Genomic DNA, 15,167 nt, shown 5'->3' on the forward strand with positions numbered 1-15,167 from the left:
TCAGGCGGGGCGCCCGTAATCACGGGCGCCGAACAGGGCGGTGCCGATGCGGACCCAGGTCGCGCCTTCGGCAATTGCAGCTTCCAGATCCTGGCTCATGCCCATCGAAAGCGTATCGAGCGGCAGCTCGAGCGAGTCCTTCAGCTGGCGCAGGCGGGCGAAGGCGGCGCGCTGCTGCTGCGGATCGTCGCTCGGTGCGGGAATGCACATCAGCCCGCGCAGGCGCAGGCGGGGCAGGGCGGCGACCGCAGCTGCCAGCGCTGCAAGCTCCTGCGGCTCGCAGCCGGCCTTGCTGGCCTCGCCGCTGACATTCACCTGCAGGCAGACATTCAGCGGCGGCAGGTGGGCCGGGCGCTGGTCCGACAGGCGCTGGGCGATCTTCAGCCGGTCGACCGAGTGGACCCAGGCGAAATGCTCGGCGATGGGTTTGGTCTTGTTCGACTGGATCGGCCCGATGAAATGCCAGGTCAGCGCCAGGTCGCCGAGTTGCGCCTGCTTGTCGAGCGCTTCCTGCAGGTAGTTCTCGCCGAAATCGACGACGCCGGCGGCGAAGGCTTCGCGGATCGCGACCGCCGGCTGGGTCTTGCTGACGGCCAGCAGGCCGACCGTCGCCGGGTCGCGCCCCGCAGCTTGCGCCGCCTCACGGATGCGCGCTGCGACCTTTGCAATCTTGTTCGCTATCGTGGACATTACCTGCGCCCGCGGCCTAGGGTCTGCGCGGCATTCTACCCGCTTGCCTGTAATTGGGGAGTCCCATGGATATCACTGAACTGCTGGCGTTCAGCGCCAAGCAGGGTGCATCGGACCTGCACCTTTCCGCCGGCCTGCCGCCGATGATCCGCGTCGATGGCGACGTGCGGCGGATCAACCTGCCGGCCATGGACCACAAGCAGGTACACGCGCTGATCTACGACATTATGAACGACAAGCAGCGCAAGGATTTCGAGGAATTCCTCGAGACCGACTTCTCGTTCGAGGTGCCTGGTGTCGCGCGCTTCCGGGTCAACGCCTTTAACCAGAACCGCGGCGCCGGCGCGGTGTTCCGGACCATTCCGTCCAAGGTCCTGACCATGGAAGACCTGGGCATGGGCGAGGTGTTCCGCAAGATCACCGACGTGCCGCGCGGCCTGGTGCTGGTCACCGGCCCCACCGGCTCGGGCAAGTCGACCACCCTGGCGGCGATGCTCGACTACCTGAACAACACCAAGTACCACCACATCCTCACCATCGAGGACCCGATCGAATTCGTCCACGAGTCGAAGAAGTGCCTGGTCAACCAGCGCGAGGTGCATCGCGACACCCTCGGCTTCTCCGAGGCGCTGCGCTCGGCGCTGCGTGAAGACCCGGACATCATCCTGGTCGGCGAGATGCGTGACCTGGAGACCATCCGCCTGGCGCTCACCGCCGCCGAAACCGGCCACCTGGTGTTCGGCACGCTGCACACCACCTCCGCCGCCAAGACCATCGACCGGGTGGTCGACGTGTTCCCGGCCGAGGAGAAGTCGATGGTCCGCTCGATGCTCTCCGAGTCGCTGCAGGCGGTGATCTCGCAGACCCTGCTGAAGAAGATCGGCGGCGGCCGGGTCGCCGCCCACGAGATCATGATCGGCACCCCGGCCATCCGTAACCTGATCCGTGAGGACAAGGTCGCGCAGATGTACTCGGCGATTCAGACCGGCGGCGCGCTGGGCATGCAGACCCTCGATTCGTGCCTCAAGAGCCTGGTCGCCAAGGGCCTGGTCAGCCGCGACAGCGCGCGCGAAAAGGCCAAGACGCCGGACAACATCTGATCCCGGCCGAGGATCGTCACCGGCCGCCCGAGGCGGCCTCGCCAGTCAACTGCGAGTCAGCACCATGGATTTCGAGAAACTGTTGCGCCTGATGGTGGAAAAGGGCGGCTCCGACCTGTTCATCACCGCCGGCGTGCCGCCGTCGATGAAGGTCAACGGCAAGATCCTGCCGGTCAGCAAGACGGCCATGTCGCCGGAAATGACCCGCGAAACCGTGCATGCGGTGATGAACGAGCAGCAACGCCGCGAGTTCACCGAGAACCACGAATGCAACTTCGCCATCAGCGCCCGCGGCATCGGTCGCTTCCGCGTCAGCGCCTTCTACCAGCGCAACCTCGCCGGCATGGTGCTGCGGCGCATCGAGACCAACATCCCGACGATGGAGGACCTCAAGCTGCCCGACGTGCTGAAGAAGCTGGCGATGACCAAGCGCGGCCTGGTGCTGTTCGTCGGCGCCACCGGCACCGGCAAGTCCACCTCGCTGGCGGCGATGATCGGCTACCGCAACAAGAACTCGAGCGGCCACATCATCTCCATCGAGGACCCCATCGAATTCATCCACCAGCACCAGAGCTGCATCGTCACCCAGCGCGAGGTGGGCATCGACACCGAGTCGTTCGACGTGGCGCTGAAGAACACCCTGCGTCAGGCGCCGGATGTGATCCTCATCGGTGAGGTGCGTACGCGCGAGACCATGGACTATGCGGTGGCCTTCGCCGAAACCGGCCACCTGTGCCTGGCCACCCTGCACGCCAACAATGCCAACCAGGCGCTGGACCGGATCATCAACTTCTTCCCCGCCGACCGGCAGCAGCAGGTGTGGATGGACCTGTCGCTCAACCTCAAGGCGATCGTCGCCCAGCAGCTGGTGCCCACCCCCGACGGCAAGAGCCGCCGCGCGGTGATCGAGGTGCTGATCAACACGCCGCTGGCCGCCGACCTGATTCGCAAGGGCGAGGTACACGAACTCAAGGGCCTGATGAAGCGCTCCACCGAGCAGGGCATGCAGACCTTCGACCAGGCGCTGTACAGCCTCTACGTGCAGGGCGAGATCACCTACGAGGACGCGCTGGCCCACGCCGACTCGGCCAACGACCTGCGCCTGATGATCAAGCTCGGTTCGGAAACCGACAGTGAGCACCTCTCCAGCGTGTCCCAGGGCCTGCAGCTGGAAGTCAGCGACGACGATCCGGGCTTTCGCGGACGCTGACTTCGCCCTGGCCCGCCGCCAGGCCGCGGGCTTCCCGACCGATGCGTCGGCCGGCGCGCCCCACCAGCGCGGCGGCCTGGCCGGTGCGCCTGTCGCCGTTGCGTGCGCCCACCAGCAGTTCGCAGATCGCCGTGCCTTCGGGCAGGTCCTTCCAGAAGCGTGCCGGCAGGCCCTTGAGCAGCGCCTCGCGATTGGCCCGCGCGGGATTGAAGATGCTGCGGTAATAGGCCAGCCAGAGCGCCTCGTCCGGATCTGCCGCGGTTTGCGCGAGCGCCCGCCAGGTGGGCGGGCAGGGGCTGACCAGCGCCGCGCGCCGGCCATCCCAGAGCGCCGCCGCCTGCGGCGTGGCGATCATCCAGGGCGTGCCGCCCATGCGCCGGGCGAAATGCTCGATGGCCAGCTCGAGCACGTCGTGGGCCGGTTCGTGCCAGGCCACGAAGTGCTTGGCCGGCTCTCCCAGCGGGCGGAAGCGGACGAACGCATGCAGATGGTGCAGCTCGCGGCGCACGGCCTTGGCGCGGCGCTGCAGCAGGCTGCCGTCCGGGTCGCCGGCCAGTAGCGCGCTGCGGTCGCCGCGGCTGGCACGCCAGAGCACACGGTAGAGCAGGCTCCAGCGAGCCTCGCAGCGAAAGCGCGCGGCGAGCTGCAACAGGGCCGGGAGTTCACGCGGGATACGGAACGACGCGCCCGGTTGGGCTGGCAGGTCATCCGCGGCGGCGCCGAACAGGTCGCCGGTGCGATCGCCGGGGCCGTCCAGCCAGACCACTTCATCTGGTGCCAGGCCCGCCAGCAGGCAGTGGCGGGCCTCTGCACGCCAGGCCTCGAAGGTGCCGTCGAAACGGATCTGCCGCATCACCACAGCTCCAGCTGGGCCGAGCCGTCACGCAGGCGCTGGCGCAGTACGGCGGACTCGAGCGTGGCCTGGCGCGGCCGGTAGTCCTGGGTGATGACGAAGGGCGCCGCCTTCTCCACCGCGCAGCGCAGGCGCTGCAAGTCGGCATAGCGCAGTCGTCGCTCGCGGCGCAGCTCGGCGAGGCGCCTGGCGTTGAGCACGCCGATGCCCGGCACGCGGGCGATCAGCGCGGGCTCGGCGCGGTTCAGGTCGACCGGGAACAAGGCGCGGTTGGCCAGCGCCCAAGCCAGCTTGGGGTCGATGTCCAGCGCCAGGTTGCCGTTGTCCGGCAGCAGCTCGCCGGCGCGAAAGCCGTAGCCGCGCAGCAGGAAGTCGGCCTGGTAGAGGCGATGCTCGCGCAGCAGGGGCGGCGGCTGCTGGGCAAGCATGCGCGGGCTCTGCGGGATGGGGCTGAACGCCGAGTAGTAGACGCGTCGCAGGCGAAAGCCATCGTACAGCGTTTCGGCGGTGCGCAGGATGGTGCCGTCGTCGCTCGCGTCGGCGCCGATGATCATCTGCGTGCTCTGCCCGGCCGGGGCGAACGTTGCGCCGCGTGGCTCCTGCTGCGCCTGCTGTTCGCCCGTCCGGATCACGCCCATCGCCTGGCGGATGCTGCGGGCGCGTTTCTCCGGCGCCAGGCGCAGCAGCCCCTGCTCGGTGGGCAGTTCGACGTTCACGCTCAGCCGGTCGGCATGGCGGCCGGCTTCGGCGATCAGCAACGGATCGGCGTCGGGAATGGTCTTGAGGTGGATGTAGCCGCGGAATTCATGTTCCTCGCGCAACAGCCGGGCGACGCGGACCAGCTGTTCCATGGTGTAGTCGGCGCTGCGGATGATGCCGGAGCTGAGGAACAGCCCGCTGACCAGGTTGCGCCGGTAGAAGTCCAGCGTCAGGCGCACCACCTCCTCGGGTGTGAAGCGTGCCCGCGGCACGTCGCTGGATCGGCGGTTGATGCAATACTGGCAGTCATACAGGCAGAAGTTGGTCAGCAGGATCTTCAGCAGCGAGACGCAGCGCCCGTCCGGCGTGAAGCTGTGGCAGATGCCCATGCCGCTGGTCGAACCCAGGCCGCTGCGCCCTTTCGAGCTGCGCCGGGGCGCGCCGCTGCTGGCGCAGGAGGCGTCATACTTGGCCGCATCGGCAAGAATGCTGAGCTTGTCGATCAGTTGCATAGAAAGACCACTGGATACTGTTCATGCATACAGTATCATGGCGATTGGCACATTCAACGACCGGCCGGCGGGCCGCGACGAGGGGGAACGACACATGCAGCGCGACACCCACAGCAAGGTCATCGGCTATCTGCTCTGGATCTTCGGCTTTCTCGGCTCGCACCGCTTCTATTACGGCAGGCCGGTCACCGGCACCATCTGGTTCTTCACCCTCGGCCTGTTGTTTGTCGGCTGGATCATCGACCTGTTCCTGATCCCGTCGATGGACCGCGAGGCGGACCTGCGCTTCCGCGCCGGGCCGCTCGACTACAACATCGCCTGGATCCTGCTGACCTTCCTCGGCGTGTTCGGCGTGCACCGCATGTACCAGGGCAAATGGATCAGCGGCATCCTCTACCTGTTCACCGGCGGGCTGTTCTTCATCGGCGTGCTCTACGACTTCTGGACGCTGAACGACCAGATCTCCGAACGCAACGCCCAGCGCAGCAGCTTCTGACAACCCTGCGGGGCGGCAGCCGGAGGCGGGCTCCGGCCGCGCAGCCTCAGGCCTGGTAGACGAGCTTGCCGTCGACCAGCGTGTAGCGCACCGCGCCCGGCAGGCAGTGGCCAAGGAAGGGACTGTTGCGGCCGCGCGACAACCAGGTCTCGCCGGCCAGGGTCGAGGCGTTCGGATCGAACAGCACCAGGTCGGCGGCTTCGCCAACCGCCAGGCGGCCGGCAGGCAGCCCGAGCGCCTGGGCCGGTCCGCTGGACAGGCGTGCCAGCAGGGTCGGCAGGTCCAGCAGGCCATCCTGCACCAGGGTCAGGGCCAGCGGCAGCTGGAGTTCCACGCCGCTGATGCCTGGCTCGGTCTCGCCGAACGGCGCGAGCTTGGCATCGGCCTCGTGGGGCTGGTGATGGCTGGCGATGGCGCCGATCACCCCGGCGCGCACCGCCTCGCGCAGGCCCTCGCGGTCGGCGATGCTGCGCAGCGGCGGCTGCACGTGGTAGAGGCTGGAGAAGCCGTGCAGCGCCTCGTCGGTGAGGATCAACTGGTACATGGCCACGTCGGCGGTCACCGGCAGGCCGCGGGCCTGGGCTTCGGCGATCATCTGCGCGCCGCGTGCGCTGGACAGCTGGCTGAAGTGGGCACGCACGCCGGCGCGCTCGACCAGCAACAGGTGGCGTGCCAGGGCCACGGTCTCGGCCGTCTCCGGGATGCCGGCCAGGCCGAGGAAACTGGCCGCTGGCCCCTCGTGTGCCAGGCCGCCTTCGGCCAGGTCGCGGTCCTGCGAATGGATCACCACGGTCAGGTCGAAGGTCGCCGCGTACTCCAGGGCGCGACGCAGGTTGCGGACGCTACCGAACTCGGTCAGGCCGTTGCCGAAGGCGACACAGCCGGCGTCGCGCAGGGCGACCAGCTCGGCAAGCTGCTCGCCGGCCAGGCCGCGGCTCAGTGCGCCGATAGGGAACACCTTGGCGTGGCCGGACTCGCGGGCGCGGTCGAGGATCAGCTCGGCCACCGCCGTGGTATCCAGTACCGGCCGGGTGTTCGGCGGGCAGCACAGGCTGGTGACGCCGCCGGCAGCTGCAGCCAGGGTTTCGCTGGCGATGCTGCCCTTGCGGCTGTAGCCTGGCTCGCGCAGGGCCACGGACAGGTCCACCAGGCCGGGTGCGGCGACCAGGCCACCGGCGTCGATCCGCTGGGTTGCGGCAAAGCCTGCCGGTGCCGCGCCGATGGCGGCGATGCGGCCGTCTTCCAGGTGAAGGTCGGCGACCTCGTCCCGCCCGCTGGCCGGGTCGATGACGCGCGCGCCGAGGATACTGGTCAGCATCGGGTCTGCTCCTCGGAGATGTTTTCGGATTCGAGCTGGCGCTGCGCGGCCTGGCCGCTCATGGCCATGGACAGCACGGCCATGCGGATGGCGATGCCGTAGGTGACCTGGTTGAGGATCACCGACTGCGGGCCGTCGGCGACCGCCGATTCGATCTCCACGCCACGGTTGATCGGCCCAGGATGCATGACGATGGCGTCGGGCCTGGCCAGTGCCAGGCGCGCGGTGGTCAGGCCGTAGAGCCGGTAGAACTCGCCTTCGCTGGGCAGCAGCCCGCTCTGCATGCGTTCGCGCTGCAGGCGCAGCATGATGACCACGTCGACGTCGCGCAGGCCTTCGTCCATGTCGCTGAACACTCGCACGCCGTACTGCTCGAGCCCTTCGGGCAGCAGCGTGCGTGGGCCGATGACGCGGATGTCCGGGCAGCCCAGGGTGCGCAGCGCCAGCATGTTCGAGCGCGCCACCCGCGAATGCAGGATGTCGCCGACGATGGCTACCGAAAGGTTCTCGAAGCTGCCCTTGTGCCGGCGGATGGTCAGCATGTCGAGCATGCCCTGGGTCGGGTGGGCATGGCGGCCGTCGCCGCCGTTGATCACCGCGACATTGGGGCTGACGTATTCGGCGATGAAATGCGCGGCGCCCGAGTCGGCATGGCGCACCACGAACATGTCGGCGGCCATGGCCTCGAGGTTACGCAGGGTATCGGTCAGTGTCTCGCCCTTGCTGGTCGAGGAGGTCGAGACATTCAGCGTGATGACGTCGGCCGACAACCGCTGGGCGGCCAGCTCGAAGGTGGTGCGGGTGCGCGTGGAGTTCTCGAAGAACACGTTGCACACGGTCTTGCCGCGCAGCAGCGGCACCTTCTTTACCGCACGTGCGCCCACCTCGAGGAAGGAGTCGGCGGTGTCGAGGATTTCGGTGAGCAGTTCGCGGGACAGGCCGTCCAGCGAGAGGAAGTGGCGCAGCTGACCGTTGTCGTTCAGCTGCAGCGGGCGCTTGGCAGCGGTTGGCATCATCGCGGGATCTCAGTTGGCGGTGTCGAGCGTCTGGAGTTCGAGGGCGAGCGGCGCGGGGCCGAGCAATTTTACCCGCTGCTCGGCCGTCAGCGACAGCGTGGCGCCGACCACGTCGGGGCGGATCGGCAGCTCGCGCGCATCGAGGTCGAGCAGGCAGACCAGCGTCACGCTGGCCGGCCGGCCGTAGTCGAACAGTTCGTTCAGCGCGGCGCGGATCGTCCGGCCGGTCATCAGCACGTCGTCCACCAGCACCAAGTGCTGGCCCTCGATCTCGAAGGGTAGCTCCGAAGGCCGCACCTGGGGGTGCAGGCCGTTCTGCGTGAAATCGTCGCGGTAGAAGGAGACGTCGAGAATGCCCAGCGCGTCGTCACGGCCGCTGGCGGCCAGCAGGGCCTGGGCGACCCAGACGCCGCCGGTGCGGATGCCAACGAAGCGGGGTTCGGCTATGCCGTGGCGGGTCAGGTGGGCGTCCAGCGCGCGGGCCATTTCCGGCAGCAGCTGGTCAGGATTGGGCAGGTTCATCTGATCTCCTTGAGTCAATCTCGCTGGCTGTGCTCGGCGAGCCAGCCTTCCAGCAACAGGGCGGCGGCCAGGGCATCCACCGGGCGTTCGCGATAGCCGCCGCGCTGGCCCTCGCGCAGGCGCTGGCCCTTGGCCTCGAAGGTGGTCAGCCGTTCGTCGTGGCTGTGCACCGGCAGGTTGAAGCGCCCGTGCAGGCGGCGCGCGAACTTCAGCGCGCGCTCGCTCATCTCGCTGGGGCTGCCGTCCATGTTCAGCGGCAGGCCGACCACCAGGGCGTCCGGCTGCCACTCGGCGATCAGTCGCTCGAGCTGGCTCCAGTCCGGCACGCCGTTCTGCGCCTTGAGCACGCAGAGTTCGCGCGCCTGGCCGGTGATCGCCTGGCCAACGGCCACGCCGATCTGCCGGGTGCCGTAGTCGAAGCCGAGCAGCAGGCGCGGCGCGCTCACGCGTGGCCTGCCTGGCTGCTGAGCAGTGTCAGGTCGATGCCGAGGCTCGCGGCGGCCGCCTTCAGGCGCTGGTCATGGGGTAGTTCGAAGAGGATGTCCAGGCGCGCCGGGCAGCTGAGCCAGGTGTTGCCGGCCAGTTCGGCCTCGAGTTGCCCAGCGTCCCAGCCGGCGTAGCCGAGGGCGATCAGGTAGCGCTGCGGGCCGTCGCCGTCGGCGATGGCGAAGAGCACGTCCTGCGAGGTGGTCATGCCCAGCTCGCCCAGCGCCAGGGTGGCCTGGTAGCTGTGGTCGCGCGGATGCAGGACGAAGCCGCGGTCGGTCTGCACCGGCCCGCCGGAGAACACCGGCAAGCTCTGGCAGAGCGCCGGGCTGGCCTGGTCGGGGCGCAGTTGCTCGAGCACGTCGGCGAGGCTGAGGCCGCTCGGGTCGTTCACCACCAGGCCCATGGCGCCCTCGGGGCCGTGCTCGACCAGGTAGATCAGCTTGTGGGCAAAGTTGGGATCGGCCATGTGCGGCATGGCCATCAGGAAATGGTGCTTGAGGTAGCTGGGCGCGGTGCTTTTCATGCCGGCTAGCTTAAGGCCTGCGCCGGATGCCGGCTACTGCCGCACCGCGCTCGCCAGGCGGCTCAGCGGCTCGACAGCCGGTCGCCGCGCTCGAAGCGCCAGGTGCGGATGATCTCCACCTGGTCGAATTTCTGGGCCAGCTCGCCGGTGAAGGGGGCGAAGGGGGCGGCCAGGCGGACGATACGCATGGCGGCGTCGTCCAGCACCTTCTCGCCGGACGATTCGATGACGCGCAGCTCCTGCACGGTACCGTCGCGGTTGATCGTGACCAACATGCGCAGGCTGCCGTAGATGCGCTGGCGGCGGGCCTCGTCGGGGTAGTTGAGGTTGCCGATGCGCTCGACCTTCTTGCGCCATTCGTCGCGGTACCAGGCGCTGATGTCGCGCATGGTCGCGGCGCTGTTCTGCCGGTTGACGCGTGGCCGCTTGGCATAGCGCTCGATGTCCTGGGCAAGCTCGGCCTCGAGGCTGGCGATCTCGGCGCTGAGCTGCGAGGAGTCGAACGCCGGGGTTGGTTGCGGTTCGGGCTGTGGGCGGGTCTCGCGCTTGACCGGCGTCTTGTCCGGTTGCGGCGAGCGGGTGGCGACCGCGGCCTTGGGCGCCTCCTGGCGAACCGCACGCGGTGGCGTCGCCGGTGGCGAGACCTTGCGCACCTCGGTGTCCTGGAACGGCGCCTGCTCGGTGGTTCGCGGCGCGGCCTTGTGTTCCAGGGTGCCGCTGCCCTGCTGGTTGTCCTGGGCGAGGAAGTCGGCCTGTTCCGGCTGTTTCTCGCTCTTGAAGGTGGAGAGGGTGATCTCCAGCGTCTTGCTGAGCTGCTGCGGCTCGCTGAGGGAGAAGCCCAGCCCGAGGATCAGCGCCACGTGCACCACCGTCGCGACGAACAGGGTGAAGCCCAGCCGGTCGGCGGGGCGAACCTGCGACGGCTGGACGGTGGGCTGGCGTGCTGCTGCGTTCATCGGGTACGGGTCGGTTGAAGTGCGGCGCAGTCTGCCGACTTTGCCCTTCAGGCCGCAACCTTGCCGCTCAAAGCTGTTAGCTGGTTCAAGCTTGCAGCCGGGCGGCGATGGCCTCCATCAGGCGGTCGCCGATGCGCGTATCGAAGGCGCTGTCGATCTCGCGGATGCAGGTCGGGCTGGTGATGTTGATCTCGGTCAGGTAGTTGCCGATCACGTCCAGGCCGACGAACAGCAGCCCGCGTTCGCGCAGGCTCGGTCCGACGATCGCCGCGATCTCGCGGTCGCGCTCGGAAAGCGGCTGGGCCACGCCACGACCGCCGGCGGCGAGGTTGCCGCGGGTCTCCCCGGCCGCCGGGATGCGCGCCAGGCAGTAGGGAACCGGCTCGCCATCGATCATCAGGATGCGCTTGTCGCCATCCTTGATCTCCGGAATGTAGCGCTGCGCCATGATCTGGCGACTGCCGTGCTCGGTGAGCACCTCGAGGATGACGGACAGGTTGGGGTCGCCTTCGCGGTGGCGGAATATCGAGGCGCCGCCCATCTCGTCGAGGGGCTTGAGGATGATGTCGCCGTGCTCGGTGGCGAATGCGCGGATGACGTCGGCGCGGCGGCTGACCAGGGTCGGCGGCGTGCACTGCGGGAACTGGGTGGCAAAGAACTTCTCGTTGCAGTCGCGCAGGCTCTGCGGGCGGTTGACCACCAGGGTGCCGGCTTTCTCGGCCAGCTCCAGCAGGTAGGTGGCGTAGACGTACTCGCTGTTGAACGGCGGGTCCTTGCGCATCAGGATCACGTCCAGCTCGGCCAGCCCGGTGTCCACCTCGTCGCCCAGGTCGAACCAGCGCTGCGGGTCCTCGAATACCTGCAGTGGGCGCATCCGGGCGCGCGGCTGGTCCTGCAGCTGATAAAGGTCGCGCTGCTCCATGTAGTGCAGCGACCAGCCGCGGCGCTGCGCGGCAAGCAGCATGGCCAGCGAGCTGTCCTTCTTGTAGGAGATCTGCGCGATGGGATCCATGATGATTCCGACGCGAATGCTCATGTGCGGTTCTCCGGCGTTCGGCAGCGGTGCTGCCCGGGTTTGGACCGCGGCAGATTGGCTCCGGTTGAGCACTGGGTCAAGGAAAAAACAGCCGCTCGCCGCGTCGATGGCACGCCGTCAATCGACTGTGCTAAAAAGGCTCGCGCCTGCGCAGATGCCCCGAATGGCAACGCCTGCGCGGCAAACGAATGAACCGAGACGATTCACCGAGGCGATGGTAGGGCGAAATGGAACAGCACTCCGAGGGCTTGAAGGTCATGGTGATCGACGACTCGAAAACGATTCGTCGGACCGCCGAAACCCTGCTGAAGAAGGTAGGGTGCGACGTCATCACCGCGGTGGACGGATTCGACGCGCTGGCGAAGATCGCCGACACCCATCCCCGTATCATCTTCGTAGACATTATGATGCCCAGGCTGGACGGTTATCAGACCTGTGCACTCATCAAGAACAACAGTTCCTTCAAATCGACGCCGGTGATCATGCTGTCGTCCAAGGACGGGCTGTTCGACAAGGCCAAGGGGCGGATCGTCGGGTCTGATCAGTATCTGACCAAGCCTTTCAGCAAAGAAGAGCTGCTCGGTGCCATCAAGGCGCACGTGCCGGATTTCGCGCCGGTCGAGCAGGCATCCTGAAGTTCGGCATAGACTGCCGCTGAAGCCTTTCCAACGGAGATAACATGGCCCGCGTTCTTATTGTTGATGACTCGCCGACCGAAATGTACAAGCTGGCCGCCATGCTGGAGAAGCATGGTCACGTCGTGCTCAAGGCCGAGAACGGTGCCGACGGCGTGGCACTGGCCCGCCAGGAAAAGCCCGATGCCGTGTTGATGGACATCGTGATGCCAGGTCTCAACGGTTTCCAGGCGACCCGCCAACTCACCAAGGATGCGGAAACCAGTCACATTCCTGTGATCATCGTCACCACCAAGGATCAGGAAACCGATAAGGTCTGGGGCAAGCGCCAGGGTGCCAAGGATTACCTGACCAAGCCGGTGGACGAGGCAACCCTGCTCAAGACCCTGAACGCGGTGCTGGCCGGCTGAATCAGCTCGCCTGCTCGGACAAGGGAATGGCCGGTATGTCGGAACAACAGACACCCTTTCAGCGACTGCTGGAACTCGATGCGCGGGCACGCGCGTCTGCCGCCGGCCTGCCCTCGCAGCAGGAAACGGTGCAGACCTGGGGAGGAATCGGGTTCCGGATGGGTGGGCGCCTGTTCGTCGCGCCGATGGGCGAGGTCAGCGAGATTCTCCACGAGCCACGCTTCACGGCCCTGCCCGGCGTCAAGCCCTGGGTCAAGGGAGTGTCCAACGTGCGGGGGCGGTTGCTGCCGGTGATGGACCTGTGCGGCTACCTCGGCTACGAGCTGGCGCCCCTGCGCAAGCAGCGCCGGGTGCTGGTGGTCGATCACCAGGATGTCTTCGCCGGGCTGACCGTCGACGAGGTGTTCGGCATGCAGCATTTCCCGGTCGAGACCTATTCCGAGCACTTGCCGCCGGTGGAGGGGACGATACAGCCGTTCCTGCATGGCGTTTTCCAGCGTGAGCAGCCCTGGCTGGTGTTCAGTCCGCATGCGCTGGTGGGTCATCCGTCCTTCATGGACGTGTCGTACTGATACAGAAATGCGTTTAGGCGAGGTCGGCCATTGGCCGGCCTTTTGGTTCTGATGGAAGCGAAAGGGGGACCAGGCGGGGGCCCGATAATGAGAAAGATCAATGCCAATGCTTTGTTGAGCGGTGTGCGGAGCAACACGCTCATCACCGGTCTCTTTATCGCTCTGATCGTGGCCATCGTCTTGCTGTTCGCGAACTTCGCGTACGTCAACACGCAGGCCGATCACGACAACGAATACATCGCCCACGCCGGAGAATTGCGCGTTCTGTCGCAGCGCATCGCCAAGGATGCGGTGGAAGCGGCTGCCGGCACCCAGGGTGCCTTCGCATCGCTCAAGCAAGCGCGCAACGAGTTCGACCGCCGCTGGGGCTACCTGGCCCAGGGCGACGAGTCGATCAGCCTGCCGCCGGTGCCTGACTCGCTGGCGGCGGAAGTCGAGGCGGTCCAGCAGGACTGGAACACCCTGCGCCGCGACACCGACGCCATCCTGGCCAGCGAGCAGACCGTACTATCGCTGCACCAGGTCGCCACCACCCTGGCCGAGACAATCCCGCAGCTGCAGGTCGAGTACGAGGAAGTGGTCGACATCCTGCTGGAAAGCGGCGCGCCGGCGGCCCAGGTTTCGGTCGCCCAGCGCCAGTCGCTGCTGGCCGAGCGTATCCTCGGTTCGGTGAACAAGGTGCTCTCCGGTGACGAGGACTCGGTGCAGGCCGCCGACATGTTCGGTCGCGACGCCAGCCTGTTCGGCCGCGTACTCAACGCCATGCTCGAAGGCAACGTGGCGATGGGCATCACCAAGGTGTCGGACGCAGAAGCGCTGGACCGCCTCGGCGAGATCGCCGAACTGTTCCAGTTCGTTTCCGGCTCGGTGGACGAGATCCTCGAGACCTCGCCCGAGCTGTTCCAGGTGCGCGAATCGGCCAACAGCATCTTCGAGGTCTCGCAGACCCTGCTGGACAAGACCTCCGCGCTGTCCATCGGCCTGCAGGGGCGCGCCGACGCGCGCTACCTCAACACCCTGCTCGGCTACCTGCTCGGCGCCCTGGCGCTGGCGGCGATCATCCTCATCGGCCTGGTGATGGTGCAGGAGGCGCGTCGTCGCCTCAGCGAGACCGCCGAGAAGAACGAACGCAACCAGGCGGCCATTCTGCGTCTGCTCGACGAGATCGGCGACCTCGCCGACGGTGACCTGACCGTGGCCGCCACCGTGACCGAGGACTTCACCGGCGCCATCGCCGACTCGATCAACTACTCCATCGACCAGCTGCGCGAACTGGTGGCCACCATCAACCAGACCGCGGTGCAGGTCTCGGGCGCGGCCCAGGAAACCCAGGCCACGGCGATGCACCTGGCCGAGGCGTCCGAGCACCAGGCCCAGGAAATCGCCGGCGCCTCCGCGGCGGTGAACGAGATGGCGGTGTCCATCGACCAGGTGTCGGCCAACGCCGCGGAATCCTCCGCGGTAGCGGAACGTTCCGTAGCCATCGCCAACAAGGGCAACGAGGTGGTGCACAACACCATCACCGGCATGGACAACATCCGCGAGCAGATCCAGGACACTTCCAAGCGGATCAAGCGCCTCGGCGAATCGTCCCAGGAGATCGGTGACATCGTCAGCCTGATCAACGACATTGCCGACCAGACCAACATCCTCGCCCTGAACGCGGCGATCCAGGCGTCGATGGCCGGTGACGCCGGCCGTGGCTTCGCGGTGGTTGCCGATGAAGTCCAGCGCCTGGCGGAACGTTCCTCGGCGGCAACCAAGCAGATCGAGGCCCTGGTAAAGACCATTCAGACCGATACCAACGAAGCGGTGATCTCCATGGAGCAGACCACCGCCGAGGTGGTGCGCGGGGCGCGCCTGGCACAGGACGCCGGGGTGGCGCTGGAGGAGATCGAGAAGGTATCCAAGACCCTCGCCGCGCTGATCCAGAACATTTCCAACGCCGCTCGTCAGCAGGCCTCGTCCGCCGGCCACATTTCCAACACCATGAACGTGATCCAGGAGATCACCTCGCAGACCTCTGCCGGTACCACCGCTACGGCGAAGAGCATCGGCAATCTGGCGAAGATGGCCAACGAGATGCGGCAGTCGGTTTCCGGCTTCACGCTGCCGGAATCGCAAGGGTAA

17 protein-coding genes are annotated in these 15,167 nt (G+C 67.1%); 7 read left to right on the top strand and 10 right to left on the bottom strand.

Translation table 11 applies throughout. From position 1 onward, the window contains the following. Positions 1-690: a YggS family pyridoxal phosphate-dependent enzyme gene (locus L3N39_RS02740; protein WP_237255663.1), complete on the bottom strand. Its 690-nt coding sequence runs from the start codon at positions 688-690 to the stop codon at positions 1-3. A gap of 65 nt (positions 691-755) precedes the next feature. Here L3N39_RS02740 and pilT point away from each other — a divergent pair, with 65 nt between their 5' ends. Next, on the top strand, positions 756-1,790 hold the full coding sequence (gene pilT, locus L3N39_RS02745; protein WP_237255664.1) for a type IV pilus twitching motility protein PilT: 1,035 nt from the start codon (positions 756-758) through the stop codon (positions 1,788-1,790). 64 nt (positions 1,791-1,854) lie between these two features. Further along, positions 1,855-3,000 carry a PilT/PilU family type 4a pilus ATPase gene (locus tag L3N39_RS02750; protein ID WP_237255665.1) on the top strand — a complete coding sequence of 382 codons (1,146 nt, stop codon included), beginning with the start codon at positions 1,855-1,857 and terminating at the stop codon, positions 2,998-3,000. On the opposite strand, the gene L3N39_RS02755 is transcribed toward L3N39_RS02750, so the two are convergent. Together L3N39_RS02755 and L3N39_RS02760 are read right to left on the bottom strand one after the other, a co-directional pair. Continuing rightward, the gene (locus L3N39_RS02755; RefSeq protein ID WP_237255666.1) at positions 2,966-3,853 is read right to left on the bottom strand and encodes a TIGR03915 family putative DNA repair protein; all 888 of its coding nucleotides are present in this window, start codon (positions 3,851-3,853) and stop codon (positions 2,966-2,968) included. The two genes, L3N39_RS02750 and L3N39_RS02755, sit on opposite strands and share 35 nt — an antisense overlap. After that, entirely contained in the window at positions 3,853-5,064 is a 1,212-nt protein-coding gene (locus L3N39_RS02760; protein ID WP_237255667.1) for a putative DNA modification/repair radical SAM protein, read from the bottom strand. The genes L3N39_RS02755 and L3N39_RS02760 overlap by 1 nt, the downstream gene beginning before the upstream one ends. 94 nt (positions 5,065-5,158) lie before the next feature. On the opposite strand from L3N39_RS02760, the gene L3N39_RS02765 reads away from it, so the two are divergent. Next, entirely contained in the window at positions 5,159-5,560 is a 402-nt protein-coding gene (locus L3N39_RS02765; RefSeq protein WP_237255668.1) for an NINE protein, read from the top strand. Between the two features lie 46 nt (positions 5,561-5,606). On the opposite strand, the gene L3N39_RS02770 is transcribed toward L3N39_RS02765, so the two are convergent. The 7 genes from L3N39_RS02770 to gshB all read right to left on the bottom strand — a co-directional run bounded on the left by L3N39_RS02770 (position 5,607) and on the right by gshB (position 11,420). Continuing rightward, positions 5,607-6,878: a dihydroorotase gene (locus tag L3N39_RS02770; protein WP_237255669.1), complete on the bottom strand. Its 1,272-nt coding sequence runs from the start codon at positions 6,876-6,878 to the stop codon at positions 5,607-5,609. After that, positions 6,872-7,891, bottom strand: a complete 1,020-nt coding sequence (locus L3N39_RS02775; protein ID WP_237255949.1) for an aspartate carbamoyltransferase catalytic subunit — start codon at positions 7,889-7,891, stop codon at positions 6,872-6,874. Before L3N39_RS02775 ends, L3N39_RS02770 begins: the two co-directional genes overlap by 7 nt. 12 nt (positions 7,892-7,903) lie before the next feature. Beyond that, positions 7,904-8,416: a bifunctional pyr operon transcriptional regulator/uracil phosphoribosyltransferase PyrR gene (gene pyrR, locus L3N39_RS02780; protein WP_237255670.1), complete on the bottom strand. Its 513-nt coding sequence runs from the start codon at positions 8,414-8,416 to the stop codon at positions 7,904-7,906. A 14-nt stretch (positions 8,417-8,430) separates the two neighbouring features. Continuing rightward, positions 8,431-8,862, bottom strand: coding sequence for a Holliday junction resolvase RuvX (ruvX, locus tag L3N39_RS02785; RefSeq protein ID WP_237255671.1), 432 nt, complete (start codon positions 8,860-8,862; stop codon positions 8,431-8,433). Then, positions 8,859-9,428 (bottom strand): YqgE/AlgH family protein, encoded by a 570-nt coding sequence (locus L3N39_RS02790; protein WP_237255672.1) that lies wholly within the window; start codon positions 9,426-9,428, stop codon positions 8,859-8,861. The genes ruvX and L3N39_RS02790 overlap by 4 nt, the downstream gene beginning before the upstream one ends. Positions 9,429-9,490: 62 nt before the next feature. Continuing rightward, positions 9,491-10,384, bottom strand: a complete 894-nt coding sequence (locus L3N39_RS02795) for an energy transducer TonB (protein ID WP_237255673.1) — start codon at positions 10,382-10,384, stop codon at positions 9,491-9,493. An 85-nt stretch (positions 10,385-10,469) separates the two neighbouring features. Further along, a complete protein-coding gene (gene gshB, locus L3N39_RS02800) occupies positions 10,470-11,420 on the bottom strand; it encodes a glutathione synthase (protein WP_237255674.1) in 951 nt (316 codons plus the stop codon). 227 nt (positions 11,421-11,647) lie between these two features. On the opposite strand from gshB, the gene pilG reads away from it, so the two are divergent. The 4 genes from pilG (at position 11,648) to L3N39_RS02820 (ending at position 15,167) form a co-directional block, all read left to right on the top strand. Beyond that, a complete protein-coding gene (gene pilG, locus L3N39_RS02805; RefSeq protein ID WP_003282729.1) occupies positions 11,648-12,055 on the top strand; it encodes a twitching motility response regulator PilG in 408 nt (135 codons plus the stop codon). Between the two features lie 44 nt (positions 12,056-12,099). Continuing rightward, complete coding sequence (gene pilH, locus L3N39_RS02810; protein WP_041108377.1) at positions 12,100-12,465, top strand: twitching motility response regulator PilH; 366 nt, start codon at positions 12,100-12,102, stop codon at positions 12,463-12,465. 35 nt (positions 12,466-12,500) lie between these two features. Next, the gene (locus L3N39_RS02815; protein WP_237255675.1) at positions 12,501-13,037 is read left to right on the top strand and encodes a chemotaxis protein CheW; all 537 of its coding nucleotides are present in this window, start codon (positions 12,501-12,503) and stop codon (positions 13,035-13,037) included. Positions 13,038-13,124: 87 nt separating this feature from the next. Beyond that, the gene (locus L3N39_RS02820; RefSeq protein WP_237255676.1) at positions 13,125-15,167 is read left to right on the top strand and encodes a methyl-accepting chemotaxis protein; all 2,043 of its coding nucleotides are present in this window, start codon (positions 13,125-13,127) and stop codon (positions 15,165-15,167) included.

This window comes from Pseudomonas oligotrophica, from assembly GCF_021726475.1.
Lineage (GTDB): Bacteria > Pseudomonadota > Gammaproteobacteria > Pseudomonadales > Pseudomonadaceae > Stutzerimonas > Stutzerimonas oligotrophica.

Bases quoted from the DNA above. Each gene is read 5' to 3' on its own strand.
- L3N39_RS02740 (WP_237255663.1), bottom strand. From the start codon at position 690: ATGTCCACGATAGCGAACAAGATTGCAAAGGTCGCAGCGCGCATCCGT.
- pilT (WP_237255664.1), top strand. From the start codon at position 756: ATGGATATCACTGAACTGCTGGCGTTCAGCGCCAAGCAGGGTGCATCG.
- L3N39_RS02750 (WP_237255665.1), top strand. From the start codon at position 1,855: ATGGATTTCGAGAAACTGTTGCGCCTGATGGTGGAAAAGGGCGGCTCC.
- L3N39_RS02755 (WP_237255666.1), bottom strand. From the start codon at position 3,853: ATGCGGCAGATCCGTTTCGACGGCACCTTCGAGGCCTGGCGTGCAGAG.
- L3N39_RS02760 (WP_237255667.1), bottom strand. From the start codon at position 5,064: ATGCAACTGATCGACAAGCTCAGCATTCTTGCCGATGCGGCCAAGTAT.
- L3N39_RS02765 (WP_237255668.1), top strand. From the start codon at position 5,159: ATGCAGCGCGACACCCACAGCAAGGTCATCGGCTATCTGCTCTGGATC.
- L3N39_RS02770 (WP_237255669.1), bottom strand. From the start codon at position 6,878: ATGCTGACCAGTATCCTCGGCGCGCGCGTCATCGACCCGGCCAGCGGG.
- L3N39_RS02775 (WP_237255949.1), bottom strand. From the start codon at position 7,891: ATGCCAACCGCTGCCAAGCGCCCGCTGCAGCTGAACGACAACGGTCAG.
- pyrR (WP_237255670.1), bottom strand. From the start codon at position 8,416: ATGAACCTGCCCAATCCTGACCAGCTGCTGCCGGAAATGGCCCGCGCG.
- L3N39_RS02790 (WP_237255672.1), bottom strand. From the start codon at position 9,428: ATGAAAAGCACCGCGCCCAGCTACCTCAAGCACCATTTCCTGATGGCC.
- L3N39_RS02795 (WP_237255673.1), bottom strand. From the start codon at position 10,384: ATGAACGCAGCAGCACGCCAGCCCACCGTCCAGCCGTCGCAGGTTCGC.
- gshB (WP_237255674.1), bottom strand. From the start codon at position 11,420: ATGAGCATTCGCGTCGGAATCATCATGGATCCCATCGCGCAGATCTCC.
- pilG (WP_003282729.1), top strand. From the start codon at position 11,648: ATGGAACAGCACTCCGAGGGCTTGAAGGTCATGGTGATCGACGACTCG.
- pilH (WP_041108377.1), top strand. From the start codon at position 12,100: ATGGCCCGCGTTCTTATTGTTGATGACTCGCCGACCGAAATGTACAAG.
- L3N39_RS02815 (WP_237255675.1), top strand. From the start codon at position 12,501: ATGTCGGAACAACAGACACCCTTTCAGCGACTGCTGGAACTCGATGCG.
- L3N39_RS02820 (WP_237255676.1), top strand. From the start codon at position 13,125: ATGAGAAAGATCAATGCCAATGCTTTGTTGAGCGGTGTGCGGAGCAAC.